Origin of the sequence: Halopiger djelfimassiliensis (genome assembly GCF_000455365.1) — an archaeon.
Taxonomy (GTDB): Archaea; Halobacteriota; Halobacteria; order Halobacteriales; family Natrialbaceae; genus Halopiger_B; species Halopiger_B djelfimassiliensis.
Genome location: NZ_HG315685.1, coordinates 345,684 through 369,900, shown reverse-complemented (window position 1 = coordinate 369,900; position 24,217 = coordinate 345,684). Strand labels below are relative to the sequence as shown.

General features: G+C 65.3%; 19 protein-coding genes. 10 read left to right on the top strand and 9 right to left on the bottom strand.

Annotated elements, in window-relative coordinates; genetic code table 11:
- Positions 1 to 14 precede the first annotated feature (14 nt).
- The 3 genes from TX80_RS07680 to TX80_RS07670 all read right to left on the bottom strand — a co-directional run bounded on the left by TX80_RS07680 (position 15) and on the right by TX80_RS07670 (position 3,702).
- Positions 15 to 1,634, bottom strand: a complete 1,620-nt coding sequence (locus TX80_RS07680) for a globin-coupled sensor protein (RefSeq protein WP_049922533.1) — start codon at positions 1,632 to 1,634, stop codon at positions 15 to 17.
- A gap of 116 nt (positions 1,635 to 1,750) precedes the next feature.
- Positions 1,751 to 2,917, bottom strand: a complete 1,167-nt coding sequence (locus TX80_RS07675; RefSeq protein WP_049922532.1) for a chemotaxis protein CheW — start codon at positions 2,915 to 2,917, stop codon at positions 1,751 to 1,753.
- On the bottom strand, positions 2,914 to 3,702 hold the full coding sequence (locus tag TX80_RS07670; protein ID WP_049922531.1) for a ParA family protein: 789 nt from the start codon (positions 3,700 to 3,702) through the stop codon (positions 2,914 to 2,916). Before TX80_RS07670 ends, TX80_RS07675 begins: the two co-directional genes overlap by 4 nt.
- A gap of 143 nt (positions 3,703 to 3,845) precedes the next feature.
- On the opposite strand from TX80_RS07670, the gene TX80_RS07665 reads away from it, so the two are divergent.
- The 8 genes from TX80_RS07665 to TX80_RS07630 all read left to right on the top strand — a co-directional run bounded on the left by TX80_RS07665 (position 3,846) and on the right by TX80_RS07630 (position 13,032).
- Positions 3,846 to 4,205 (top strand): response regulator, encoded by a 360-nt coding sequence (locus tag TX80_RS07665; protein ID WP_049922530.1) that lies wholly within the window; start codon positions 3,846 to 3,848, stop codon positions 4,203 to 4,205.
- The gene (cheB, locus tag TX80_RS07660) at positions 4,205 to 5,254 is read left to right on the top strand and encodes a chemotaxis-specific protein-glutamate methyltransferase CheB (RefSeq protein WP_049922529.1); all 1,050 of its coding nucleotides are present in this window, start codon (positions 4,205 to 4,207) and stop codon (positions 5,252 to 5,254) included. The genes TX80_RS07665 and cheB overlap by 1 nt, the downstream gene beginning before the upstream one ends.
- Positions 5,242 to 7,203, top strand: coding sequence for a chemotaxis protein CheA (gene cheA, locus TX80_RS07655; RefSeq protein ID WP_049922528.1), 1,962 nt, complete (start codon positions 5,242 to 5,244; stop codon positions 7,201 to 7,203). The genes cheB and cheA overlap by 13 nt, the downstream gene beginning before the upstream one ends.
- Positions 7,200 to 8,408 carry a taxis cluster protein CheC gene (locus TX80_RS07650; protein ID WP_154658601.1) on the top strand — a complete coding sequence of 403 codons (1,209 nt, stop codon included), beginning with the start codon at positions 7,200 to 7,202 and terminating at the stop codon, positions 8,406 to 8,408. The genes cheA and TX80_RS07650 overlap by 4 nt, the downstream gene beginning before the upstream one ends.
- Complete coding sequence (locus TX80_RS07645; RefSeq protein ID WP_081661488.1) at positions 8,408 to 9,031, top strand: chemotaxis protein CheD; 624 nt, start codon at positions 8,408 to 8,410, stop codon at positions 9,029 to 9,031. The genes TX80_RS07650 and TX80_RS07645 overlap by 1 nt, the downstream gene beginning before the upstream one ends.
- An 84-nt stretch (positions 9,032 to 9,115) precedes the next feature.
- Positions 9,116 to 9,826 (top strand): RAD55 family ATPase, encoded by a 711-nt coding sequence (locus TX80_RS07640; RefSeq protein WP_049922526.1) that lies wholly within the window; start codon positions 9,116 to 9,118, stop codon positions 9,824 to 9,826.
- 1 nt (position 9,827) lies between these two features.
- On the top strand, positions 9,828 to 10,562 hold the full coding sequence (locus TX80_RS07635; protein WP_049922525.1) for a hypothetical protein: 735 nt from the start codon (positions 9,828 to 9,830) through the stop codon (positions 10,560 to 10,562).
- A 538-nt stretch (positions 10,563 to 11,100) separates the two neighbouring features.
- On the top strand, positions 11,101 to 13,032 hold the full coding sequence (locus TX80_RS07630; RefSeq protein WP_049922524.1) for a Xaa-Pro dipeptidyl-peptidase: 1,932 nt from the start codon (positions 11,101 to 11,103) through the stop codon (positions 13,030 to 13,032).
- A gap of 39 nt (positions 13,033 to 13,071) precedes the next feature.
- On the opposite strand, the gene TX80_RS07625 is transcribed toward TX80_RS07630, so the two are convergent.
- Complete coding sequence (locus TX80_RS07625) at positions 13,072 to 14,139, bottom strand: anthranilate phosphoribosyltransferase (protein WP_049922523.1); 1,068 nt, start codon at positions 14,137 to 14,139, stop codon at positions 13,072 to 13,074.
- Positions 14,140 to 14,211: 72 nt separating this feature from the next.
- A complete protein-coding gene (locus tag TX80_RS07620; protein ID WP_049922522.1) occupies positions 14,212 to 14,970 on the bottom strand; it encodes a GNAT family N-acetyltransferase in 759 nt (252 codons plus the stop codon).
- A 160-nt stretch (positions 14,971 to 15,130) separates the two neighbouring features.
- Between TX80_RS07620 and ahbB the strand changes: the two genes are divergently transcribed.
- Positions 15,131 to 16,171, top strand: a complete 1,041-nt coding sequence (ahbB, locus tag TX80_RS07615) for a siroheme decarboxylase subunit beta (RefSeq protein ID WP_049922521.1) — start codon at positions 15,131 to 15,133, stop codon at positions 16,169 to 16,171.
- Positions 16,172 to 16,229: 58 nt separating this feature from the next.
- Here ahbB and TX80_RS07610 read toward each other — a convergent pair whose 3' ends face one another.
- The 3 genes from TX80_RS07610 to TX80_RS07600 all read right to left on the bottom strand — a co-directional run bounded on the left by TX80_RS07610 (position 16,230) and on the right by TX80_RS07600 (position 21,712).
- Positions 16,230 to 19,301 (bottom strand): FAD-binding and (Fe-S)-binding domain-containing protein, encoded by a 3,072-nt coding sequence (locus TX80_RS07610; protein ID WP_049922520.1) that lies wholly within the window; start codon positions 19,299 to 19,301, stop codon positions 16,230 to 16,232.
- A gap of 721 nt (positions 19,302 to 20,022) precedes the next feature.
- Positions 20,023 to 20,829 carry an enoyl-CoA hydratase/isomerase family protein gene (locus TX80_RS07605; protein WP_049922519.1) on the bottom strand — a complete coding sequence of 269 codons (807 nt, stop codon included), beginning with the start codon at positions 20,827 to 20,829 and terminating at the stop codon, positions 20,023 to 20,025.
- Positions 20,822 to 21,712 (bottom strand): 3-hydroxyacyl-CoA dehydrogenase family protein, encoded by an 891-nt coding sequence (locus TX80_RS07600; protein ID WP_049922518.1) that lies wholly within the window; start codon positions 21,710 to 21,712, stop codon positions 20,822 to 20,824. Before TX80_RS07600 ends, TX80_RS07605 begins: the two co-directional genes overlap by 8 nt.
- A 103-nt stretch (positions 21,713 to 21,815) precedes the next feature.
- Between TX80_RS07600 and TX80_RS07595 the strand changes: the two genes are divergently transcribed.
- Complete coding sequence (locus TX80_RS07595; RefSeq protein ID WP_049922517.1) at positions 21,816 to 22,958, top strand: thiolase family protein; 1,143 nt, start codon at positions 21,816 to 21,818, stop codon at positions 22,956 to 22,958.
- A gap of 60 nt (positions 22,959 to 23,018) precedes the next feature.
- Here the strand turns inward: TX80_RS07595 and TX80_RS07590 are convergent, their stop codons facing one another.
- Positions 23,019 to 24,158, bottom strand: coding sequence for an acyl-CoA dehydrogenase family protein (locus TX80_RS07590; protein WP_049922516.1), 1,140 nt, complete (start codon positions 24,156 to 24,158; stop codon positions 23,019 to 23,021).
- Positions 24,159 to 24,217 lie beyond the last annotated feature (59 nt).

Genomic DNA, 24,217 nt, shown 5'->3' with positions numbered 1-24,217 from the left:
GGGTTCTCAGTGTCTCAGTTGGTGCCGTCGGTCTCGAGACGGCGGACTTCGGTGTCGATCTCCTCGACCAGTTCGTTCAACCGGTCGGTCACGCCGGCGATCGTGTCGATCTCCTCGGCGACCGCCTGTGATTTCTCCATCGCCGTATCGGTCATACTGGCGACCTCCTCGGTGCTTGCGGCCTGATCGTCGGTCGCCGTTGCGACCTCCTGAATCCCGGTACTGGCCTCCGTGACCGACTCCGTGATCTGGGTCAGGTTCTCGACGGTCTCTTCGACGAGGTCGACGCCGTCGGCGATCTCCTCGTTTGCCTCCTCGAGGCTCTCGACGGTTTCTTGGGTGTCGTCCTGGATCTGGTCGACCAGTTGTTCGATGTTGGCCGCCTCCTCCTGGGACTCCTCGGCGAGGGATTTGACCTCGTTGGCGACGACGGCGAACCCGTCGCCGGCCTCGCCGGCCGTCGCTGCCTCGATCGACGCGTTCAGCGCAAGCAGGTTCGTCTGATCGGCGATGTTGTTGATCACCTCGACGATCTCGTCGATGCGCTGGACGCCCTGTCGAAGCTCCGCGACGTCTTCGGTGACCGTGGTCGCTGCCGTCTCGACGCGTTCCATCTTGTCGATGGCCTCCTCGGCGGTCTCGGTCGTCTCCGAGGCGATCTCCTCGGCCCGTTCGCTCGTCGCGCTGACCTCCTCCGCGTTGGACGCGATCTCCTCGACGGTCGCCGACAGCCCCGACACTTCGCTTGCGATCTCGCCCATCGACTCCGACTGCTCGGTCGCGAGTTCGTCGATCGTCGTCGTGCTCTCGGTGACCTCGTCGGTCGACGTCGAGATCCGCTCGAGCGTGTTCCGGATGTTCCGTCGAGCGTCCTCGATGTCGGTCCGGGCGCGCCGTTGCTCGTCGAGTTTCCGTTCGTACTCCTCGATCCGGGCGTCCTGTTCTTCGATCCGCGCTTCGCACTCCTCGAGTCGGGACTGCTGGGCGTTCGCGTACGCCCCCAGAGCGAGTTGCTGGTCGACCATCGTCATCCGCAGGAACGAAAGCGTCCGGTCGACGACGGCGTCGACGGCGGCCGCCGTGGGATCGGCCCCGTCCGCGGAGGGCGAGAGGGTCACGCCGCCGTCAGTGCGGTCGTCGGTCGCCGATTGTGCGTCGGTATCGGCCTCGTCGGCTCCGTACTCGGCCTTGACGTTTTCGGCGATCTCCCGCAGGACGCCCTCGTAGTAGACGCCGAACGAACCGAGATACACGTCCGGGCCGGCCGCGAGCAACGCCCCGACGCCGTCGCCGGTCACGCGCTGCTCGAAGAACCCGGCGTCGTAACGACCGCCGGCGATCGTCTCCAGGTACTCCCGTTGTTCCTGCTCGAGGCGCGAGCCGTCGGTGCCCGCTCGATCGAGTGCGTTCGCGACGCCGGACTGGGACTGGACGTCGTCGACGTACGCCTCGGAGAGGTCGCCGCTGACGGAATCGAACACGTCAGCCATGGATTCGAGACGCGATTCGTCCTCGGAGCGCAACGACACGCGTTCTTTCGCCCGGCTTACGTCGGCCCGATCGACGTCGGCCGTTGCGAGAGCGCTGAGGTAATCAGTGTCGATAGTGAACCCTCCACCGTCGGTTCTAGACATAGTCGTGAAAGCGACGGTCAGCCCAATAAGTGTTTTTGCAGATCCGTTAGCTGCCGGGGACGGACCCGGCGCTGACGGTCCGTCGCTGAAACCCGCAGGCGGGGCCGACCCCTCACCTACTCCGTGTTCGCGATGAGTTCGTCGATGTCCAGCCAGGCGACGAGGGTCGTCTGCTCGTCGGTCGTCTTTTTGATGATCCCCCTGACACACTCGTGCTGACTGGCACCCGCGTCGTCCATCAGGGTCCCCGTCTCGTCGATCTGGGATTCGCGGTAGGTGACCGCCTGCGAGACGTCCGTCACCCGAATCCCGAGTTTCTGCTTGTCGTCGTCCCGCTCGAGAACGACGATGTACTGATCGTCCGACAGCTCGTTTCGCTCGACGTCGAGCATGATCGTCGGATCGAGAATGCCGGTAATCTCGCCGCGAAGGTCGGTGACGCCGTCGATGGCCTCCGGCCCGCGGGGGAACCGCGTGATGTCTTTCATCTCGACGATCGCACTGATGCGATCGATCTCGACGGCGTACCGGTTCTCGTTGAGGAAGAACTCGAGCATCTGGACGGTATCTTCGCCGTCGTGAGTCGAGTGAACCAGCGTATCTCCCTGTTCGAACACGGCGTTCTCGCGGCCGACCGTCGCGGCCGCGTTCCCGTAGCCGTCCGTATCCTGCATGACGGCCGTGGTGTCGACCGTCGGCTCCCCGCCGACGTCATCGATCGCGGCCGCCATCGCAGACGTATCGGCGATCGCGCCCCGGAGCGCCGGATCGATGTCCTGCTGGGTCACCCGTCCCTCGTCGGTCCCGGCTGCCGGAACGGCACCGCCGCTTGCGGCTACGCTCGCGTCCGGTTCGGCCTCGCTCGCGGTGGCGTCGGCGTCCTGAGACCCACGCTCGGTCGACCGAGTGGGTTGGGGAGCGGGATCAGCAGCCGAGGGTTCGGGCGCTTCGTCGTCCTGATCGGCCGCCGAATCCGGCTGTTCGGCCGCCGATCCATCGGCGGCCGTTTCGGCTTCGTCGTACGACACCGTCTCGCCATCCCCCGATCCGTCCGCGTCCGTCTCGTCGGCCGACGCCTCGTCGGGGGCTGTTTCCGACTCCGTCGACGGCTCGTCGTGGTCGGGGTCGTCGGTCGACTCGGACGGCGTTCCCTCCTCGGGTTCGGAGTCGTCCGCAGTCGAGTCGCCGCCCGATTCCGCCCCATCTTCCGCTCCGTCCTCGTCGCCCCCGTTTGCAGCCCGGTTTCGCATCCGTCTGATCCGGCGGGCTCTGTCGTCGGTCATGCCGGCACCTCCGTCGGATCGAGTCGCTCGTCGATCGTTTCGGCCATCGAGGTAAAGACCGACTGCATGTCGGTCTCCTCCTCGGCGGCGAAGATCGAGGTCCCCGCAGCGAACGCACGCTGGAGAGCCACCCGCTTTCGGATCCGGTACAGCGGTACGTCCGGCAACGCGTCCTCGAACCACTCGAGCATGTCGGTCGCCGCCCGCGTGTTTTCGATGCGGTTGGCGACGAGCGCGCGCGGTTCGATCTGGACGTCGTGTTCCAGTTCGAGCGCGCCGACGTAATCGAACAGCAACTCGAGCGAGCGTTTGCTGGTCGGTTCGGCAAGCGCCGGAATCACGAGGTTCTCGGTCGCGTACAGCGCGTTGTCCGTAAGCAGACCGAGGTGGGGCGGACAGTCGACCACAACGACGTCGTAGTCGGTCTCGACGTGCTCGAGGAGCGCGTCGAGGCGCGCTTCGGGGTCCGATTCCTGCATGAGCGCCGACTCGGCCGCGTTCATATCTACGTTGCTCGTGATAACGTCCATCTCCGCGTGGGAATAGATGATTTCATCACGTGGGACGGCCGTCGGGTCGACGAGCGCATCGAGCAACGCCGGCGGCTCGGCGTCGTAGGCTTCCAGTAAGCCGAGCCCTTCGGTCGCGTTGCCCTGCGGATCGAGATCGACGAACAGTACGTCTCGACCGAGGTCGTTCAACGCACCGGCTAAGTTGATCGCTACGGTCGTCTTGCCGACGCCCCCTTTCTGATTTGTCACACACAGCCGAGCGGATCCCGCCATTCGCTTGGGTCGTTTCAACTCTGCCCACATAACTCACACGGCCAAAATCGGCCGCCCCAAGACCCTTGAAAGCGGAACGAACAGTACAACAAGAAACGGGGTTGGCCGAATTCTTTATGCAGGGATCTTCACAATCGAGTCCCATGGCAGTGAACGTATTGATCGTCGACAACTCCGAGGTGATGCGCGACGTCCTTCGGGAGGTGGTCTCCGACGAGTTTCACGTCGTCGCGGAGGCCGCAAACGGCGGCGAAGCCATCGAGATAACCGAACAACGCGACGTCGACGTAATCATGATGGATATCGTCATGCCGGAGGTCGACGGGATCGAAGCAACTGCCACGATCAAAGAGATGTATCCAGACGTCAAGATTATTTTCTGTACGAGCGTCACGCAACAGGACCGAATCAAGCCCGCTATCGAGGCCGGTGCCGACGGCTACATTATGAAACCGTTCGAGAACAGCACGGTCCAGCAAGCGATCAACGACGTTGTGCCCTAATGGTCCGAGCAGTCATCGCAGACGACTCCGCCGTGATGCGAGAAACGCTCGGGAAAATCCTCGAGGCCGGTGGGATCGACGTCGTGGGACGGGCGAAGAACGGCTACGAGGCCGTCAGCCTCATCGAGGACTGTGAACCCGACGTCGCGACGATCGACATCAACATGCCGGGTCTGAACGGCCACGAGGTGATCGATCGGGTCATGGACGAGCATCCGATCCCGATGCTCGTCATCAGTTCGGAGACGACCAAAAACGCGGAGGCGACGTTCGATGCGCTCGAGGCCGGCGCGGTCGACTTCATCGCGAAGCCGTCCGGCGACCAGTCGGTTGACATCTGGACGCAAAAGGATACCATCGTCGATCGGGTCCGTGCGGTCGCGACGGCGGACGTGACCGGACTGGACCGGGAACGGACCGATCACGAGCAGGTGTCGACGATCGACGTCGGCGAGGAGTTCCCCTGCGATCCCACGCTCGTTATCGGTGCATCGACCGGCGGCCCGCGCGTCGTTGAGCGGGTGTTGTCCGAACTTCCCAAACGAGCAGGGTTGCGAATTCTGGTGGTTCAACACATGGCAGATCATTACACGAAACGTTTCGCAAAACGTCTCGACGAACGAACGGCGTACGACTTTCGAGAAGCGGCCGACGGCGATACCGTCGGCCCCGGTGAGGGCGTCCTGGCGAAGGGCGGGTACCATCTCGAGGTGACCGACTTCACGACGGGCCAACTCACCGTCGTCCACGACGACGGTCCCGAGCGACACAACGTCAGGCCGGCGATCGACGTGACGATGGAGACCGCGGCGGAGACGGTTACCGGCAACCTCGCCGGCGTCGTACTGACCGGGATGGGTGCCGACGGCGCTGACGGGCTGGCGGCGATCAAGGCCGCCGGCGGCAAGGCGATCGTTCAAGACGAGGCGACGTCCCGCGTCTACGGCATGCCCAAGGTGGCCGCCGAGCAGGTCGACGTCGACATGGTCCTGCCGAAAGACCGAATCGCCGAGGGAATCACCAACGCCTTCCGGGGGTGGTCGTCATGAGCGACGCGACGAGCACGTTCGTACAGGAGAGTCAGGAGGACATCCAGAAACTCAACAACGCCTTGCTGGACCTCGAGGACGATCCGGAAAGCTCCGACGCCATCGAGACGGTCTTCCGGGTCGCACACAACCTCAAGGGGAACTTCGGCGTGATGGGGTATACGAGCGCGAGCAACCTGGCCCACGCGATCGAGGACCTCCTCGACTGTATCAGGGACGGCGAACTCGCGGTCACGCCCGAGCGGATGGACCTCATCTTCAGCGGCGTCGACCTCCTCGAGCAGATGGTCGACGAGATCTCCGAGACCGGCGAGACCGAGACGGATCCGGAGTCGACGATCGCGGCGATCCGCGCCTCGATCGACGACGAAACGGCGGCCGACGACTCGGCGGACGACGGGGAGACGCCGGACGACAACCGTGACGTCCCGACAGAAGCGCTGGCCGACGCGATCGAACTCGAGGACGCGGAGGACGTCTACCGCATTATCCTCGAGCTCGAGGACACCGGTTCCCCGCAGGTCGACGCGATGTTCGTCATCGATTCGACGAAAGACGAGTACGACTTCGTCCGGACGGCTCCGGAAGGCGAGGCGATCGAGTCCGGCGAGTTCGACGCGAGTTTCGACGCCTACGTGACGACGGCGGGCGACGTCGACAGCGACGACATCGAGACGTTCTACGAGGAGAACCGATACGTCGACGCGGTCGCCGTCGAGCGGATCACCGACGTCGTCGTCGCCGAGCAGACGGGCGAGACCGCCGACGAGGACGACGGGGACGACTCGAGTCTCAACCACAGCAGCAATGAAGTCGAGTCGATTCGCGTCAACGTCGAGCAGATCGATCAGCTGTACAACCAGGTCGAGGAGATGGTGACAAGCCGGATCAAGCTGCGCAAGATCATCGAGGGCAGCGGCCTGGTCGAAGCGGAGGACGAACTCGAGGAACACGGCAAGATCACCGCGAGCTTGCAGGATACGGTGCTCGAAATCCGGCTGGTGCCGCTGAAGAAGATCGTGGGCAACTTCCCGCGGGTCGTCCGCGACCTCGCCCGCGAGCAGGACAAGGAGATCGACTTCCAGATGGAGGGGGTCGACATCGAGATGGATCGGTCGATCCTCAACGAGTTGAGCGATCCGCTGATGCATCTCATCCGCAACGCCGTCGACCACGGGATCGAATCGCCCGAGGAGCGCGAACGGAAGGGCAAACCCCGCGAAGGGACGATCAGGCTCGTCGGCGAACGCGACCGGGATCGCGTCTCCGTGACCGTCGAGGACGACGGTGGCGGCCTCGACGTCGAAAAGATCCGGAACAAAGCGGTCGAACAGGGGATCATGGGCGAGGACGAGGTCAAACTCCTCGACGACTCGGAAGTGTACGACCTGATCTTCCACCCCGGCTTTTCGACCACCGACGAGGTGACCGAGGTAAGCGGTCGTGGCGTCGGGATGGACGTCGTCAATCAGGTCGTCCGCGGCGTGGACGGCTCGATCAACGTCGAGAGCGAACCCGACGAGGGGACCAGCATCACGCTGATGCTGCCGGTCAGCGTCGCCATCGTTCGTGTCCTGTTTGTCACCGTCGGGGACGAGACCTACGGCGTCCCGATCAAGAACATCGACGAAATCTCCGAGTTCGAAGATGTCACCGTCGAATCGGTCGAGGGACAGTCGACGATCACCCACGACAATCGCGTCTATCCGCTTCTGTCGCTTGGCGATCGGCTCGACGTACCGGACGCGGAGCACACCACCGACGACATGGTCGTTCGGATCAAAGACAGCGTCAGACAGGTCTGTCTCCGATGTTCCGACGTCGTCGGTCAGGAAGAGGTCGTGATCAAACCCTTCGAAGGCGTCCTGAGCGGTGCGCCCGGGATCAGCGGTGCCTCGGTGCTAGGCGAAGGGGAGGTCGTCATGATCCTCGACGTCGATACACTGTGAGCGAATCCATGGGCGTCCACGTCGATCTCGAGACACTGGAAGCGTTCGATCGGATGGCCGTCGACGGCGCGGCGAGCGCGACCAACCGACTCACCGGCTTGACCGGTATCGCAACCGGCGTCGACGCCTCCCGGCTCGGCGTCGTCTCCGCGACCGAACTCCGCGAGGAGTTCGAAAGCGACGCCACCGTCACGGTCAGCATCTCGCTCGAGGGTTCGCTCGCGGGCGACGCCGTGCTCGTGTTCGACCGCGAGAACGCACGCCGGTTGGCCGAGGCCTTCATGCCGGCGTTGCCGTCGGCGGACGGCTACACTGCGAAACACGAGGACGCCGTGACGGAACTCTGTAGCGTGATGGTCAGCGGGTATATCGACGGCTGGGCGGAGCAACGGGCCGACCCCGTCGAGATGTCGCCGCCGGTCGTCGTCTCGAGTCCGATTACCGACGGGCGACACGACGCGCCGTCGGTCGTCGCCGCCGGTCGCGACGGGGCGTCCGACTACGTCGTCACACAGCGCAGTTCGATCGCGACTCGTGACGGAACCGACGGGGAACCAGTTGCGTCTCTCTACCAGTTCCTCGATGCGCCGTCGACGATGGCGTTGCTCGGGTCCGACGACCCGGAGACCGAACCGATCGCCCCCTTCCGGGATGTCGTCGATGCCGGCGTCGACAGGCTCCTCGATCGGGCGCGAACCATGGCCGCGGGAACCGTCGACCCGACGACCTCGGCGTTCGAAATCGTTCCCGCGGAGCGGCTCTCGGAGACGGTTCCCGACGACGAGTACGCGGGCGTCGTCATCGAGTTGACCGGGACGCCGAAGGGGTACGTCCTCGCACTGACCGACCGGGCGTCAACGCAACGGGTAGCGAACGCGTTCACCCCGGAGCCGTCCACGCCGGCGTTCGAACGCGCCCCGTCGTCCGACGCGGAGGCCCTGACTGGGACCGTCGCAACGGAACTCGGCCGAGCGCTGGTTGGTGGCCTCGAGGATCGCCTCGACGCGCCGGTCGAGGCGAGCGCCCCGCAGTTCGTCGCGGACATGGCGTCGTCGATCGTCAACGACGCCGTCATCAACGCGAGTTCGACGGAGCGGTTCGTCTGTTCCTTCGAAACGCGGGTCGACGCGGCCGACGGCGATCTCGAGTGGATCGTGTATACGCTCATCAGGCCGAGCGACCTTCCCGAACGGAGGTGTGACTGATGAACGGAAACAGGGACGAACGAAACGCTGCCGACGTGTCCGCGCTCGGTGGGGACGAGGAGATCCCGATCTACTCGCCGGAGCTCGACGCCGGCGGTGACGATGCCGCGCGGACCGTCCATCGAGCCAACGGCGAGGCCGATCCCGACGCGATCCCGGTCGGGATCGCCGAGTACGCCCTGACCGACGAGCACGTCCCCTTGCGGACCAGCGGACTGGGGTCCTGTATCGGCGTCGCCGTCCACGACGAATCCGCGGGCGTCAGCGGCCTGTTACACTTCATGCTCCCGAAAGCAGCCGAGGCCAACAGCCGCCAACACCCGGCCGCGAAGTTCGCGGATACGGGCATCGAAGCCATGCTCTCGGAGTTTGCGGCGCTCGGCGGGGAGCCGTCCCGGGCGTGGGCCAAAGTCGCCGGCGGCGCGACGATGGTCGAGTTCCGCCAGACCGACCGGTCCATCGGCGAACGAAACGTCGACGCCGTTCGCCACGAGCTCCGGGCGTACGGCGTCTCGATCACCGAGGCCGATTTCGGCGGCAACTACGGCCGGTCGATCACGTTCGACCCGAAGACCGGGACGCTGACGATAAACAGCGCCGAGGGCGTCGAGCGGCGGCTGTGAGCCGTCGCTACCGCCGGCCGAACGGTATTTCGAAACACAATTTCACCAGAATCTATTTATCCGGTACGACCCTGATTCCCCACAATGCGAATTACCACGGGCGTACCAGGCTTCGATCAACTGGTCGACGGAGGGATCCTGAAAGATCGCCTGTACGTCATCAGCGGCCCGCCGGGTAGCGGAAAGACGACGTTTTGTTCACAGTTCGTCACGAAAGGCGCTATCGACGGCGAGACGACGCTGTTTCTGACCCTACACGAGTCCGAAGCGGAGCTCGTCAACGACATGGCGAACTTCGAGTTCGGCTTCGAACAGGCGGTCAGTTCCGGGCACGTGAAAGTGCTGAACGTCTTCGACAGCGAGGCCCAGCGACTGCTCTCGTCGTCTTCCCGAAGCAGCGGCGAGTTCCCCTCGAACGTCGAGAACCTCTCGAATCAACTGGTCGCCTTCATCGAATCCCGGGGCGTCGATCGGCTAGTGATTGACTCGACGATGCTGCTCGAGTACTACTTCTCGGACGACCTCAACGCGTTGATCAAGTTCCTGACGAAGCTCAAACGGGCCGACGTCACGGTGCTCCTGATCTCGGAGATGACCGATCCGAGTTCCTACTCCGACGGTCACTATCTGGCACACGGCGTCGTGTTCATGCACAACTACCTCGAGTCCGGCGGGATGACCCGTGGCGTCCAGATCATCAAAATGCGGGGCACCCGAACCGACTGTGACATCCGCAAGGTCGAGTTCACCGATCGTGGACTCCGGGTCGATCCGAGCGAGAAGATCCAGACCTGAGATGTACGAGGACACCTACGGAACCGACTGGGACGCGATTACGAGCCGCGAGGAGGCGGTCCAGCGGGCGTTCGCGCTCGGGGTTGCGGCCCAGTTAGGGGAGCGCTATCCCGGTGAACTCGACCGCATCGCCGAGGAGGTCACGACGACCTACGATCGGAGTTTCGTCAATCTCGCCTACCAGAAGGGACAAAATCAGGCCGGACAGGTCGGACAGCGGGCCGACGACGAGGCGGTCTGGACGGAACTGGTCGAGGAAAAAACCGAAATCGAACTGGTAGAACACGAGGATTCGTCCGATAGAACACCCGAGACGGACCGTGACGAGGACGACATGATTCCCGACGCGGTTCGTGGGTTCGACATCGATACGCTGCCCGACGACAGCACGGAGGTCGTCAAACGACCGGGCTTTCTCGAGCGCCAGAGCGCGGAACAGGCCGCTTCGAGCGACGGCGGCGATCCATCGTTGTTCGGCGACGGACGGACGGTGTTCGGCCGCTCCCTCGACGACGTTCAGCGAAGCCGCGACGTCCCGGGCGGTGCCGAGTCCGGAGACGCGGACGACGACTCGAGCGAGGAGCCGTCCCCAAGCGACGCGGACGACGGCAACGACGCCGACGGCCGACCGACCGCGGACGCGAAACGGCGTGGCGGTGAGCGTGACACGGCACCGTCGGAGAACGGAGCCGACGGTAGGACGGACGACGGGGAGTCCCAGCCGAGCGAGAAGTAACACGCACGACCCGACGTTTCAGGGGATTCGACTGGTGGACCGATCGATACGCGGAGAGCTATGCTAGCGGGAGAGCAGGGTGCCGGATCGAGCGCCGCGACAGGAAACAATATATAAAACATATCTGATATTCAAACACACTCCAACTACAGTTTTAGTATTGATTATTTTGAAGTTATAGCGATGTCGTTCCTTCGAGTCACGCGACCTCGATAGCGAGACAACCGATCAAACTCCCCAGAACAACAGCTTTAGAGCCGCTATCCGCACGCCTGATTCGATCGAGGCCCATTAGAATCAGGACGAGTGTTCCGGATTAGGCGGCCAGCTACAAAAATAATTATTTCGACATGGTGGTATAACTATCACTGTTGTGTATTGTATGCTCAATTGGTGATAAATCGTGAAACCGAACGCCGCAGACGCGGTTTCGTGTCGTCGACCGACGGGCGTTCCGCCACTAAAATATTTCTACTAATAACTGCTGTAGAAAATCGTCACTGCCGATAAGTCACATCGAGAAACGGGTTGGGTCGTAATGGCTCACCGCAAACACGGAGCGAACCGAACCATCGGTGACGGGGTCAGCCGACGACGAGTGTTGCGAAACGCCGCGGCAACGAGCACGGTCGCGGCCGGCGTTGCGACGCCGGTCGCGGCCGATTCCGACGTCACCGAACCGGTGTTCGACGAGGGACGCGCCCAGCCGGTGTTCGCCGACGACGAGGTGATCCGGGAGGACTACTGGGTCGAAACGCAACTCGACACCGACGGGACGGGCGATCCGGACCGGGTACACGTCGAAATCGCCCGCCCCGCGTCGACCCAATACGACGACCTCCAGCTGCCGGTCGTCATGGAACCCAGCCCATACTACGGGGAGAACCAGCCCGCGTGGGGGCATCCGACCGACGTCGAACTCTATCGTCCGGACAAACCCGGCCGGGACCTCGAGAAGGTGGTTTCGGACCGGCCACGGAAGGTGTACGACGACTACTCGGAGCTTGCGGAGTTCACGGGGGCGAACGCTCCCCGAATCGGCCCGAGCCCGTTCGAGGAACACCTCCTGCAGTGTGGGTTCGTCTGGGCGTACCCCGCGTCGATCGGCACCGAACAGTCGACCGGCTGTCCGTCGGTCGGCGGCCCCACCGAGATCGAGGGGATCGAAACCGTCGTCGACTGGCTGAACGGGCGGGCGACCGCCTACGACAGGCGGGAGGGCGGCGAGCCGGTCGACGCCGACTGGACGACCGGCAAGACCGGCGCGATCGGGATCTCCTACAACGGCACGCTGGCAAACGGTGTCGCCACGACCGGCGTCGACGGCCTCGAAGCGATCGTCCCGATAGCCGCGATCGCCAACTGGTACGACTACTACCGCGCGAACGGCCACGTTGCCGCGGCGCTGGATATGGACGGCCTCTTCGATTTCATCATGAGCCGGGAGAACGGGACGGTCTGTGAGCCCGCACGGGAAACGATCGTCGACCGGCAGGACCGCGTCACCGGCGACTACAACGACTGGTGGCACGAACGAAACTACCTCCCCGATGCGGGGAGCGTCGAGGCCGCCGTGCTCGTCTGTCACGGACTCACCGACTACAACGTCGAGACCGGCCAGTTCGCGAAGTGGATCGACGCCCTCGAAACTCACGACGTCCCGCACAAGGTCTGGATACACCGGGCCGGACACGGCGACTTCCTCGCCTTCGATCGCCACGCCGAGGAGTGGGTGGCGATGCTCAACCGCTGGTTTACCCGCTGGCTGTTCGGCCGCGAGAACGGCGTCATGGACGAACCGACCGCCGTCGTCGAACGCGAGAGCGAGGAACTCGCCAGCTATGCGGACTGGCCGGACCCAGCGGCCGAACACGTCACCCTCAACTTCACGCCCGGCGGCCGAACGGCGGGCGGGCTCACGCGGGAGCGTATCCGCGGCAAACCCGTCCAAGAGCGCCTCGTCGACGCCCCCCAAACGAGCATCGCGACCCACGCCCGTGCCGAGTCGTCGACACACCGGCTCGTCTATCGAACCGACCCGCTCGCGGAGCCGGTACGGATCAGCGGGACCGCGTTCCCGGAACTGCGCCTGTCGTTCGACGAACCGGCCGCGAACGTCACCGTCGCACTCGTCGAATACGCGGCGGACGGAACCGTCGAAGTCATCAACCGCGGCTGGATGGATCCCCAGAACCGCAAATCGCTCGACGAAACGTTCGCACTGCACCCGCCCGGCCGGCCGTATCACCTCGAGTTCGACCTGCAGGCCGTCGACAGGGTGTTCGACGCCGGCTCCCGGATCGGCGTCGTCGTCCTGTCGACCGACCCGGGGAGCCTCCTGCGACCGCCCGAGACGCGGGTCGAGATCGCCCTCGATCTCAAACGAAGCAGCGTCCGCGTGCCGGTCGTCGGCGGCGAGTCAGCGCTCGAATCGGCCCTTGCCGACTCGAGCGACGCCGGCGGCCGGTAACGACCCGCCGCTCGGAGAGTGCCGCCGACTCGCCGGCGTTCAGAACGCCTGCAGGTCCTCGAGTACCGCGCGGGCGCTGCCGTCGGCGATGACCTCGCGCGCTCGCTCGAGGCCAGCTTCGAGACTCGCCACGTCTTTGCGGGCGTACATCCGGAACGCGCCGTTGAGCGCGATGGCGTCGGCGAACTGATCCTCGCGCTCGCCGGCGAGCACCGCCTCGGTGATCGCCGCGGAGTCGGCGGTCACGTCCTCGACTTCCAGATCCTCGTTTTCCATCTCCATGCCGTACTCGCCGGTCTCGATCTCGTAATCCTCGAGACCGTCGTCTCCCGCGTCCCACTCGGCGACTTTGGTGTAGCCGGGGCGGATGTCGTCGTAGCCTTCCATTCCCTGGAAGAAGATGGCTCGCGAGTAGTCGAGACGCTCGCTTTCCTCGATCAGGTCGGTCATCTTCTTGGCGAACGCGAGGTGGTAGAACGAGCCCAGATGGACGTCGGCGTTCGCGGGGTTGGCGACAGTCTCGATCGTGTTGACGAACGTGCGCACACCCATCCGGTCGCGTCGGTCGTACAGGTCGTCGATGCCGGGGTTGAACGCGGGCTGGTAGTAGAAGCCGAACCCGGTCTCGTCGACCATGGCGGCGCTCTCTTCGGGGTCGATTTCGGTTCGGACGCCGAGTTCGTCGAGGACGTGCTTGTACGCCGTCGCCTTCTGTGTCGGCACGCGGTCACCGGAGTGAACGACGACGGGAGTCCCCGCAGCGGCGGCGACGAGGCCAGCACCGACGCCCAGCAGGGCGGAGGTGTGTTTCCCGTCGTAGTTGGCCCCGCAGTCGACCGGGTCCGCGTCCGGTTCGGCGGTGACGACCGACTCCTCGCGCATGACGTCGGTGTACGCCGCCAGTTCCGCGGGCGTGTTGCGCTTCCAGCGGTTCGCGAGCCAGAACGCACCCAGCGTCGTCCCGTCGGGTTCGCTCGCCAGAATCCGCTGGAGTGCCTCTCGAGCCTGCTCGCGGGTCATGTCGTCGGCGGACTTCGGCCCGGAGCCGACGACCTCCGTCATCAGCCGTTTCAGCGGCCACTCACCGAACTCTGATGCCTGCGCCATACGCGAGCGTTCGGACGGACGGCGCAAAAGCCTCCCGTTTCCGGCGGCCCAACCGCCGACGACCGGGGACGGCTACAACTCGATCGCCATCATCACCTCGTCGATGTACTCGTCGTCGAGTTTGTAGTGGTCCTCGCGGACGGCCTCGGTTACCCACCCGCGGTCCTCGAAGAACGAAACGGCCTCCTCGTTCGTCGAGGGGACGCTCTGATAGACTTTCTCGTGACCGCTCGAGCGCGCCCACTCGAGGGCGCTGTCGAGCAACTGGCTTCCGATCCCCATGTCGCGGTACTCCTCGAGGACGCCGACGGTAAGCTCCGCCGTGTGGGCCAGCTTCTCGAGGTTCGGGACGTGAAGGTGAGCCCAGCCGACGACCTCGCCGTCGACGGTCGCGACGAAGAACATCCGCGACTCGAACTCGTTGTGGCGTAACAGGACGTTCTCGTGGTCGAGTTCGTCCGCGACGGTTTCGGCCTCGATGTAGGTCAGCTCCTCGACGACCTGTCGCATCGCGCCGACGATCCCCGTCAGATCCTCCTGTCGGGCCGGCCTGATCGTCACGGAGAGGTCCTCGGTGGTAAACTCCTCGCCCTCGTCGGCGTCGATCGCGATACGCAGGGTCCCGTCGTCGGCTTCCTCGAGGTAGCCGTCGCGTTTCAGCACCGCGACGTTGTGCCTGAACGCCCGCGTGTGCTGGGGTTCACCCGGCGGGTCCGGCGGGAACAGCTCCTCGCGCGCCCGTGTTCGATCGACCGCCCCGTGGGCCTCGACGTACTCGTAGATCCGTACCCGGTCGTCGCCTTCGATGGACGTCGGTTCGGCTAGCTCCATGAATAATGATAACGAGTGACTCGGTTATAATCGTTTCAATGGTCGGAACGGTTGACAGTCTGGACGGAGCGAACGCACCGCGAGCGTGACGAACGCGGCTCGACGGCGTCGCGAGGAAAACCCGAAAACGATACGGCGGCGTTCTCCCTAGCTCCTCTCAATGAGCACCCTTTCGGGGGACTGGCGCGACGCGATCGACGACGTCGACGCGGCCCTCATCGACGGCTACCAAAGCGGCGTGCCGATCGCGGAACGGCCCTTTCGACACATCGGCTCGGAACTCGGCATCGACGAAGGTGACGCGCTCGAGCGCGTCGGTCGCCTCCACGACGCGGGTATCTTCCGGCGGTTCGGTCCCGTTCTCAACCCGCCAGTGATCGGCTCCTCGACGCTCGCGGCGGTACAGGCACCCGAAGACCGGTTCGCGGAGATCGCGGCGATCGTCAACGGCTACCGGCAGGTCAACCACAACTACGCCCGCGATCACGAGTGGAACATGTGGTTCGTCGTCACTGCCGGTTCGCGGGAACGGCGCGACGAGATCCTGTCCGAGATCGAGACGGAAACCGGCTGTACCGTGTTGAACCTGCCGATGCTGACCGACTACTACATCGACCTCGAGTTTCCGGTCGTCAACGCCGACCGGTTCGCCCGGGAGTCACTGGCGGACCGAACCGACTCCTCGGCGACGCGGATCAGCGAGGAGGCGACGGGCGACCTCTCGGCGTTCGAGGCCGATCTCCTGCTGGCGATTCAGAACGGGATTCCGCTCTCGAAGACGCCCTACCGCGACGTGGCGGCACAACTGGCTACCGATGTCGACGCGGTACTCGAGGGGATCGAACGCCTCTCGGCCGCCGGCTGTATCAAACGCATCGGCTGTGTCGTCAACCACGTCGTCACCGGCTTCGACGCCAACTGTATGGTCGTCTGGGACGTTCCGGACGAGCGCCTCGACGAGTTGGGCGAGCGCGTCGGCGGCCTCCCGTACGTGACGCTCTGTTACCACCGGCCCCGCAGGCCGGAACTGGACTGGCAGTACAACCTGTTTACGATGATCCACGGCCGCGACCCCGAGGCCGTCGACGCGAAGATCGACGAACTGGCCGCGGAGCAGCTGCCGGTCGACCACGAGCGGCTCTACTCGACGGAGACGCTGAAACAGACGGGAGCACGGTACGAGGCTCTGGTCGGCCACTGATTCATCGTCCGAACGCTCCGCGCCGAAGACGTGCGTTCGGCTGGCGTGGACGCGGACCCTACCCGAGCGCCGCGGCGACGAGTTCGATCGGCGTCGGCGGCTTCTCGTCGCCGCCGGGGCGATCCTCGAGTTGGGTGCGACAGGACGCGCCGGGGGCGACGACGCGGTCGCCCTCGCTTGCCTCGACCTGCTCGTACAGGAGCGCGGCGATGGCGTCGCTCATCGAGGCGTGTTCGGCCTCGTATCCGAAGCTGCCGGCCATGCCACAACAGCCGGAGTCGAGCGGATCGACGGCGTATCCCGCTCGACGCAAGACGCCGACCGCGTGGTGGTCCTTGGCGACGGCCTTCTGGTGGCAGTGGCCGTGATAGACCAGCGTCTCGCCCGCGTCGGGGTCGAACGCGATCGACTCGTCCAGCCGGAAGCGATCGATGTACTCGCAGACGCCGTAGGTCGCGGCCGCGACCCGTTCGGCCCTGTCTCCCGAGAGCAGATCCGAATAATCGAGCTGGAACATGACCGCGTCCGAGGGCTCGATCACGACCACGTCCCGGCCGTCCTCGACGAGCGGCGCGAGTTTCGAGACGTTCTCCCGGGCCCGCTCGCGGGCCTGCTCGAGAAAGCCCTTCGAGAACGCCGGCCGGCCCGTATCGCCCAGCACGTCGGGAACCGTGACGTGAACGTTCGCAGCCTCGAGCACCCGGACCGCGGCGATCCCCGCCTCGGGGTGACTGTAGTTGGTGTAGGTGTCGGGATAGAGGACGACACGGCGGGCCGCCTCGTGTTCGCGTACCGTCGCCCCGCCGCGGCGTTCGAACCAGTCGCGGAACGTCCGGCCCTGAAACGTCGGGAGCGGCCGATCGGACGCGATGCCGACGGTCGCCTCGAGCAGTTTGCGGGCACCCGGAAGCGACGGCAGCGCGTTCGAAAGCGGCGCGAGTCTCGAGCCCCACTTCGAGAGGGTCGCGACGTTCGCGAACAGTCGGTCGCGAAGCGTCGCCCCGTTTCGCTCGTGGTACTCGTGGGTGACTTCGGCCTTGAGCTTCGCCATGTCGACCTCGCTCGGACAGTCGATGGCACAGCCCTTACAGCCGATACACAGCCCCATCACCTCCTCGACGAACTCGTCGCTGAAGGCCTCGTCGGGATCGAGATCGCCGCTCATCGCCTGCCTGAGTGCGTTCGCCCGCCCGCGGGTCGCCGTGATCTCCTCCCGGCTCGCCCGGTAGGTCGGACACATCACCCCGCCGGTCGTCGACTGGTGGCCGCGACAGCCGCCACAGCCGTGACAGAGTTCGACCATCCCCTGAAAGCCGTTGTCGTTGTCCCACTCGAGGACGGGGTCAAAGTCGGGATCGAACGCGTAGTCGGGATCGAACCGCAGGTGCTCTCGGAGGTCGGTCGGATCGTCTTCGCGGAAGACGACCTGTCCCGGATTCAGGAGCCAGTCTGGGTCGAATGCCGTCTTGAGCTGCCGGAACGTCTCCCAGAGCCGGTCGCCGTACAGCTTTCGGTTCCACTGGGTGCGGGCCCGACCGTCGCCGTGCTCGCCCGAGACGGACCCACCCAGCTCGACGACGAGATCGGTCACGTCGTCCGCGATGCCGTGGAGTTGCTCGAGTCCGACCTCGGTTTTGGTGTTGACCAGCGGCCGAACGTGGAGCACGCCGGGTCCCGCGTGGGCGTAAAAGCTCGCGTAGGTGTCGTGGGCCTCGAGAATTTCCTCGAATCTCGCCACGAACTCGGGGAGTTTCGCGGGCGGGATCGCCGTGTCCTCGATAAACGAGATGTGTTTCTCGTCGGTCGTCCGCGAGAGGAGGATCGGCAGGCCCGACTTGCGGAGTTTCCAGAGCTTCGTGCGTTCTTCCTCCTCGTAGGCTTCGAGGGCGTCGATCGCGAGGGTCTCGGCGTTCGATCGCGGGGCGTCCGCGGCCGGGTCGTCGTCGGCGGATACGTTGGGACAGCGATCGGCGAGCAGGCCGGCGACCCGCTCGCGGCCGTGGGCGTCGTCGTCGGCGTAGAACTCGACGAGCAAGACGGCGTTTGTCCCGTCGGGCAGCATCTCGGTGACGGGACCGAACTCCGCGGTATCGCGCGCGAGGTCGATCAACACGTCGTCCAACACCTCGACCGCGGCGGGATCGTGCTCGAGAATCGGCTCGACGTCCGCCATCGCCTCGTGGAGGTCCCGATAACAAAGCAAGGCGACGGCTTTCGTCTCGGGGACCGGCTCGAGGGAGACGGTGGCCTCGGTGACGACCGCGAGCGTCCCCTCGCTGCCGGCCAGCAGGCGGGCGAGGTTGACGGTCCCCGGTTCGCCGGGGTCTTCCCCGCCCGGCAACGGGTCGCCTCGAGCCTCGGCGACGAGCCGATCGAGGTTGTATCCGGAGACGTTGCGTTTGAGATCCGGATACGTTTCCGCGATCAGATCTGCCTCGTTCTCGAGGATCCGGTTGACTTCGGCGTAGATCCGCCCTTCGAGGTCCCCCTCCGGATCGGCGCGTGCGTCGATCTCCGCGAGCGAAACCTCGCCGAAGGTCGTCACGGTGCCGTCGGCGAGAACGACCTCGCACTCCTCGACGTAGGCGTCGGTCTTCCCGTATTGCAGGGAGTGTGAGCCGGTCGAGTTGTTTCCGATCGCGCCGCCGATCGCGCTCTTGTCGCCCCACGCTGGATCGGGGGCGAACTTGAGGTCGTGGGGAGCGAGCGCCTCGTTGAGCGTCCCGAGGATCGTCCCCGGCTGGACCGTCGCCGTCCGGCCGTCGGGATCGATCTCGAGGATCTCGGTCATGTGCCGCGTGAAATCGAGCACGACGGCCCGGTTGACCGTCTGGCCGGCCAGACTCGTGCCGCCGCCCCGCGGGAGCAGCGCAATTCCGCGGGCCGCACAGTAGTCGACGATCCCGGCGACGTCGGCCGTCGATTCGGGAAAGGCGACCGCGATCGGCGTCACCTCGTAGGCGCTTGCATCCGTCGCGTACAGCTGTCGGGTGTACGAATCGGCACGGACCTCGCAGTCGACGAGTCGCTCGAGGTCGTCGACAAGCGCCGGACGGTCGACGGCGTCGCTCCGGTAATCGTAGTTCGCGCGTCGGTCGGCGGCCGGATCGGCGCTCGGCTCGAGGGACATACCTGTTCGTTGCCGCTCGAAGGCTTAAAGCGTCGGTCTTCCAGCAGGTCCAACGGTCGAGAACGCTACGGCCGACCGGCAAGCCCCCGCCCGGTCGGACGCCCCGTCGAGTTCGAACGCGTCGCTCGGAAAAAGACCGGAAGGGTGCCTCTGATCCCCCGCATACGCCCCCAGGCTTTCCCGTCCGATGGCTCGGACGGTACCCGAACCGACGTGCTCCGGCGGTACAACTCGTTCGCCTAACTAGTCAGGTACGCCGCGGCCCTCGGCCTCGAGACGCGGGGAACTGCGACGGCCGCAGCCGTCCGCTCCGATCGGACTCGTCGTTTCCGTTTCGGTACCGGTCTCCACTTCTACTACTTGCGTTATCTCTCTCTCGAGTCGTCACATCGCCCGAATCGTCGCGTTGACCGCACCGATTTGGACGGCCTACATTGACTTCGTTCGGCCGTTACAGACGTTATCGGCGTCATACGATCCGTACACGGCAGCGCACACACTGCAAGTCAAGGAGTGGTCATGCCTGCTGTCCACTCAGGAGAGAACCATTCTCAAGAAGGCGAACTGTCGACGGCGGTCCGTCGAGCGACCAGTGGGCGACGGCTGGCCCACGACCGGGCCGCCACGAGGACGGTCTCGGGTTCACGCTCGTCGATCCTCGCCGGTTCGAGTCCCGTTTCGGGACGCGACGGGGATCGCAATCGCGGTTACGATCGAGGCGTTACTCGCCCGTAAACTCCGGTTCGCGCCCCTCGAGGAAGGCGTCGATACCTTCGTCCTTGTCGTCGGTTGCAAACAACTGAACGAACAGTTCGGACTCGTATTGCAGGCCCTCCTCGAGTCCCATCCGCGAGCCGGCCTTGACGGCGTTTTTGGCGAACTCGAGGGCGATCGGGCTCTTTTCGGCCATCGAACTGGCGAGATCGTAGACACCCTCGTCGAGGGCGTCCTCCTCGTAGACCTCGTCGACGAGTCCGATCGATCTGGCCTCGGTCGCGTCGATGAGTTCCCCCGAAAGGACGAGTCGCATCGCCTGCCCCTCGCCGACGAGGCGGGTAAGCCGCTGTGTCCCGCCGCCGCCGGGGATGAGTCCGAGGTTGATCTCGGGCTGGCCGAGTTTCGCCCCGGCCGCGGCGATCCGGACGTCACAGGCCTGTGCGAGCTCGCAGCCGCCGCCGAGTGCGTGGCCGTTGATCCGCGCGATAACCGGGATCGAGGCGTCGTCGACGGTCTCGTAGACCCGCGGACGGTCGCTGGCCTCGCGCTGTTCGACGAGACCGCGGTCCCGAAACTCGGTGACGTCAGCGCCGGCGACGAACGCCCCCGAGTCCTCGCCGCCGGTGAGCACGAGCACGCGCACGTCGTCGTCGGCTTCGGCGGCGGCGACCGCGTCCTTGAGTTCGGACCGGACCTGCCCGTTGAGCGCGTTGCGGGCGTCGGGTCGTTCGATCGCGACCGTCGCGACGCGGTCGGCGTGGTCGCCGACCGCGACCGAGAGGACGTCGTACTCGTCGCGGAGTTCACTCATCGTCCCCACCCCAGTCGCCGCTCGTGCCGACGCGCTCGCCGTCCTCCCACACGTAAAAGCCCTCGCCGGTCTTCTTGCCGAGTTTGCCGGCGCGAACCTTCCGGCGCAGCGCCTGTGGCGGCTTGAACCGCTCGCCGAGTTCCTCCCGGAGGTGTTCGGCGATGTGTAATCGGACGTCGAGTCCGACGTGGTCGCCGAGTTCGATCGGCCCCATCGGGTAGCCGTAGCCGAGTTTCATTGCCTCGTCGATGTCGGCCGGACTGGCGACGCCCGCCTCGACCATCCGGATCGCCTCGAGCCCGGTCGCCAGACCGAGCCGCGAGGTGGCAAAGCCGGCGCTGTCACGGACGACGATGTCCTCCTTCTCGATGTCCCGGACGTAGTCGACGGCGACCGTCTCGGTTCGCTCGTCGGTCTGTTCGGCGACGACGATCTCGACGAGATCCATCAGGTGCGGCGGATTGAAAAAGTGCAATCCAACGGCGCGTTCGGGCCGGTCGAGGACGCTGGCCATCTCCGTCACCGACAGCGAGGAAGTGTTCGAAGCGATGACCGTCTCCTCGCCCGTCGCCGCCTCGACGTCGGCGAAGACCTCCCGTTTGAGGTCCATGTCCTCGGGCACCGCCTCGACGACGAGGTCCGCGTCGGCGACGGCCCCCTCGAGGTCGGTCGTCCCCTCGATGCGCTCGAGGGTCGCGTCCATCTCCGACTCGGTGAGTTTGTCACGATCGACGCCACCTTGCAGGTTCTCGCGGATCCCCTCGAGTCCGTCGGCGACGAGGTCGTCCTCGACGTCCCGCAGGACCACCTCGTGGCCCGCCATCGCGGAGACCTGTGCGATTCCGTGTCCCATACTGCCGGCTCCGAGGACTGCGATTTGCATGTGCAAATACAGGTTGGAAACTATCAAAAACGTTCCCCTTAGTCCGGTCGACGACGAGCGGAACGGTGTGACTTTACCCCCGGAGTACGAGTGACTCGGTACGATGAGCGACCGGCAGCCAGTTATCGTACAGGCAGTCAGGACGCCACAGGGCAAACAGGGCGGCGTCTTCGCCGAGACCGGCAGCGAGGAACTCTCGGTGCCGCTCGTGAATACCATGCTCGAGCGAACGGGTCTCACGGGCGAAGACGTCGACGACGTCCGCTGGGGCTGTGCGAAGCAAGTCGACGAACAGAGCAACAACATCGCGCGGGTGATCGCCCTCCTGTCGGAACTCGGCGAGGGCGTCCCCGGAACGACGATCGATCGCCTCTGTGCCTCCTCGGCGGAGGCGATCATGAGCGCCAGCGACGCCGTTCGCGCGGGCCAGCGGGAGGTCGTCGTCGCCGGCGGCGTCGAGAACATGTCCCGCAACGAGCGCCGGAAAGGGATCGGGTCCTACGACGGCATCGCCGACCAGTACGACGTCGCCGGCCTCCGGATGGGCCGGACCGCCGAGACGGTCGCCCGCGAGTACGACATCCCCCGCGAGCGTCAGGACGAGTACGGTGCTCGAAGTCAACGACGAGCCTGCGAAGCGACCGAGGCGGGCAGGTTCGACGACGAGATCGTCCCGATCGAGACGGACGACGGTCCCGTCGAGGAAGACGAGGGCCTCCGGCCGGGAACGACGGCGGAAAAGATCGCCGACCTCCCGCCGGCCTTCGAGGAGGGCGGGACCGTCACCGCCGCGAACGCCTCCCAGATCTCCGATGGAGCCGCCGCGGTCCTCGTCACGAGCCGGGAGTTCGCCGAGAAGCGGGGTCTCGAGATCATGGCCGCGATCGAGGACCACAACGTCGCGGGCGTCGATCCGCGCGTGATGGGGATCGGACCGGTCCCCGCCGTCAGGGGACTCTGGGAACGCAACGGGCGGTCGGCCGCGGACTACGATCTGGTCGAACTCAACGAAGCGTTCGCCAGCCAGACGCTGTACTGCAAGGACGAACTCGGCTTCGGCGACGACGTGTTCAACGTCAACGGCGGTGCCATCGCGATCGGCCACCCGCTCGGCGCGTCCGGCGCGCGCCTGCCGGTGACGTTGATCCACGAACTGCGACGCCGGGGTGGCGGGCTCGGACTGGCGACGATGTGTGTCGGCTACGGACAGGGCGCGGCCGTCGAACTGCGCGTTCCCGAGCAGTAATCGGAACCCCCACTCGAGACGCACCGCTGCCGGCCCGTGAAACCGGGCGTCGTGGCGGCGCTACAGGATGCGGTCGGCGATGATGTTCTTCTGGATCTCGCTGGTCCCCTCGTAGATCTTCGTGATGCGGGCGTCGCGGTAGTAGCGCTCGGCCGGGTAGTCGGTCACATAGCCCGACCCGCCGTGGATCTGGACCCCCTCGTCGGCGACCTCGACCGAGATCTCGGAGGCGAACAGCTTCGCCATGCTCGAGTACTGCGCGGCGATCTCCTGGTTTTCCTGCTCGACCTGGGTCGCGGCCCGGTAGGTCAGCGAGCGGGCGGCCTCGACCTTGGTGGCCATCTCGGCGACCTTGTGCTGGATGGCCTGAAACTCCGAGATCCGCTGGTCGAACTGTTCGCGCTGGTTCGCGTACTCGATGGCGGCATCGAGTGCGCCCTGTGCCGCGCCGACGGCCTGTGCGGCGACGTTGGTGCGCCCGGAGGCGAAAAACTCCATCAGCTGGTAAAAGCCCCGATCGACCTCGCCGATGACGTTTTCCTCGGGAACGCGAACCTCGTCGAGGACGACTTCGGCAAGGTCGGACGCGCGGATGCCGAGTTTGTTGTCGATCTTCTCGGTCCGGACGCCGTCGGCGTCCATCTCGACGAGGAAGGCGGTGATGCCGCGGTGGCCCTCGCCCGGGCTGGTCTTTGCCATGGCGACGCCGACGTCGGCGACGGTCCCGTTGGTGATCCACATCTTCGACCCGTCGAGGACGTACTCGTCGCCGTCTTTCTCCGCGACGGTCTCGATCCCGGCGACGTTCGAGCCGTGGGCCGGCTCGGAGATCATGGAACACGAGGCCGTCTCGCCGGCGGCGATTCGGGGAAGCCACTCCGCTTTCATCCACTCGTCGCCGAACTCGAGGATCATGTCCGTCCCGAAGCCGGCGGAGCCGACCGCCGAACCGATCCCGGGATCGGCACGCCAGAGTTCCTCGGTGACGATCGTCGAGGAGAGTTTGTCCATCCCTGCACCGCCGTACTCGATCGGGATAGTCGGTGCGACGAAGTCGTACTCGGCGGCTTTCTCCCGAAGCGCCTCGGGGTACGTTCCCTCGCGGTCGTGTTTCTCCGCAACCGGTTCGATCTCGTTTTCACCGAATTCGCGGACGGCGTCACGGATCGCCGTATGCTCGTCCGACAGACTAAACGCCATATGTAACGATTGTGGAGGCGTTACAAAACAGCTTCGATAGGTCCAAACGCTGCAAAGAA

Coding starts and splice junctions, on each gene's coding strand:
- TX80_RS07680 (WP_049922533.1), bottom strand. CDS start 1,634: ATGTCTAGAACCGACGGTGGAGGGTTCACTATCGACACTGATTACCTC.
- TX80_RS07675 (WP_049922532.1), bottom strand. CDS start 2,917: ATGACCGACGACAGAGCCCGCCGGATCAGACGGATGCGAAACCGGGCT.
- TX80_RS07670 (WP_049922531.1), bottom strand. CDS start 3,702: ATGGCGGGATCCGCTCGGCTGTGTGTGACAAATCAGAAAGGGGGCGTC.
- TX80_RS07665 (WP_049922530.1), top strand. CDS start 3,846: ATGGCAGTGAACGTATTGATCGTCGACAACTCCGAGGTGATGCGCGAC.
- cheB (WP_049922529.1), top strand. CDS start 4,205: ATGGTCCGAGCAGTCATCGCAGACGACTCCGCCGTGATGCGAGAAACG.
- TX80_RS07645 (WP_081661488.1), top strand. CDS start 8,408: ATGAACGGAAACAGGGACGAACGAAACGCTGCCGACGTGTCCGCGCTC.
- TX80_RS07640 (WP_049922526.1), top strand. CDS start 9,116: ATGCGAATTACCACGGGCGTACCAGGCTTCGATCAACTGGTCGACGGA.
- TX80_RS07635 (WP_049922525.1), top strand. CDS start 9,828: ATGTACGAGGACACCTACGGAACCGACTGGGACGCGATTACGAGCCGC.
- TX80_RS07630 (WP_049922524.1), top strand. CDS start 11,101: ATGGCTCACCGCAAACACGGAGCGAACCGAACCATCGGTGACGGGGTC.
- TX80_RS07625 (WP_049922523.1), bottom strand. CDS start 14,139: ATGGCGCAGGCATCAGAGTTCGGTGAGTGGCCGCTGAAACGGCTGATG.
- TX80_RS07620 (WP_049922522.1), bottom strand. CDS start 14,970: ATGGAGCTAGCCGAACCGACGTCCATCGAAGGCGACGACCGGGTACGG.
- ahbB (WP_049922521.1), top strand. CDS start 15,131: ATGAGCACCCTTTCGGGGGACTGGCGCGACGCGATCGACGACGTCGAC.
- TX80_RS07610 (WP_049922520.1), bottom strand. CDS start 19,301: ATGTCCCTCGAGCCGAGCGCCGATCCGGCCGCCGACCGACGCGCGAAC.
- TX80_RS07605 (WP_049922519.1), bottom strand. CDS start 20,829: ATGAGTGAACTCCGCGACGAGTACGACGTCCTCTCGGTCGCGGTCGGC.
- TX80_RS07600 (WP_049922518.1), bottom strand. CDS start 21,712: ATGCAAATCGCAGTCCTCGGAGCCGGCAGTATGGGACACGGAATCGCA.
- TX80_RS07595 (WP_049922517.1), top strand. CDS start 21,816: ATGAGCGACCGGCAGCCAGTTATCGTACAGGCAGTCAGGACGCCACAG.
- TX80_RS07590 (WP_049922516.1), bottom strand. CDS start 24,158: ATGGCGTTTAGTCTGTCGGACGAGCATACGGCGATCCGTGACGCCGTC.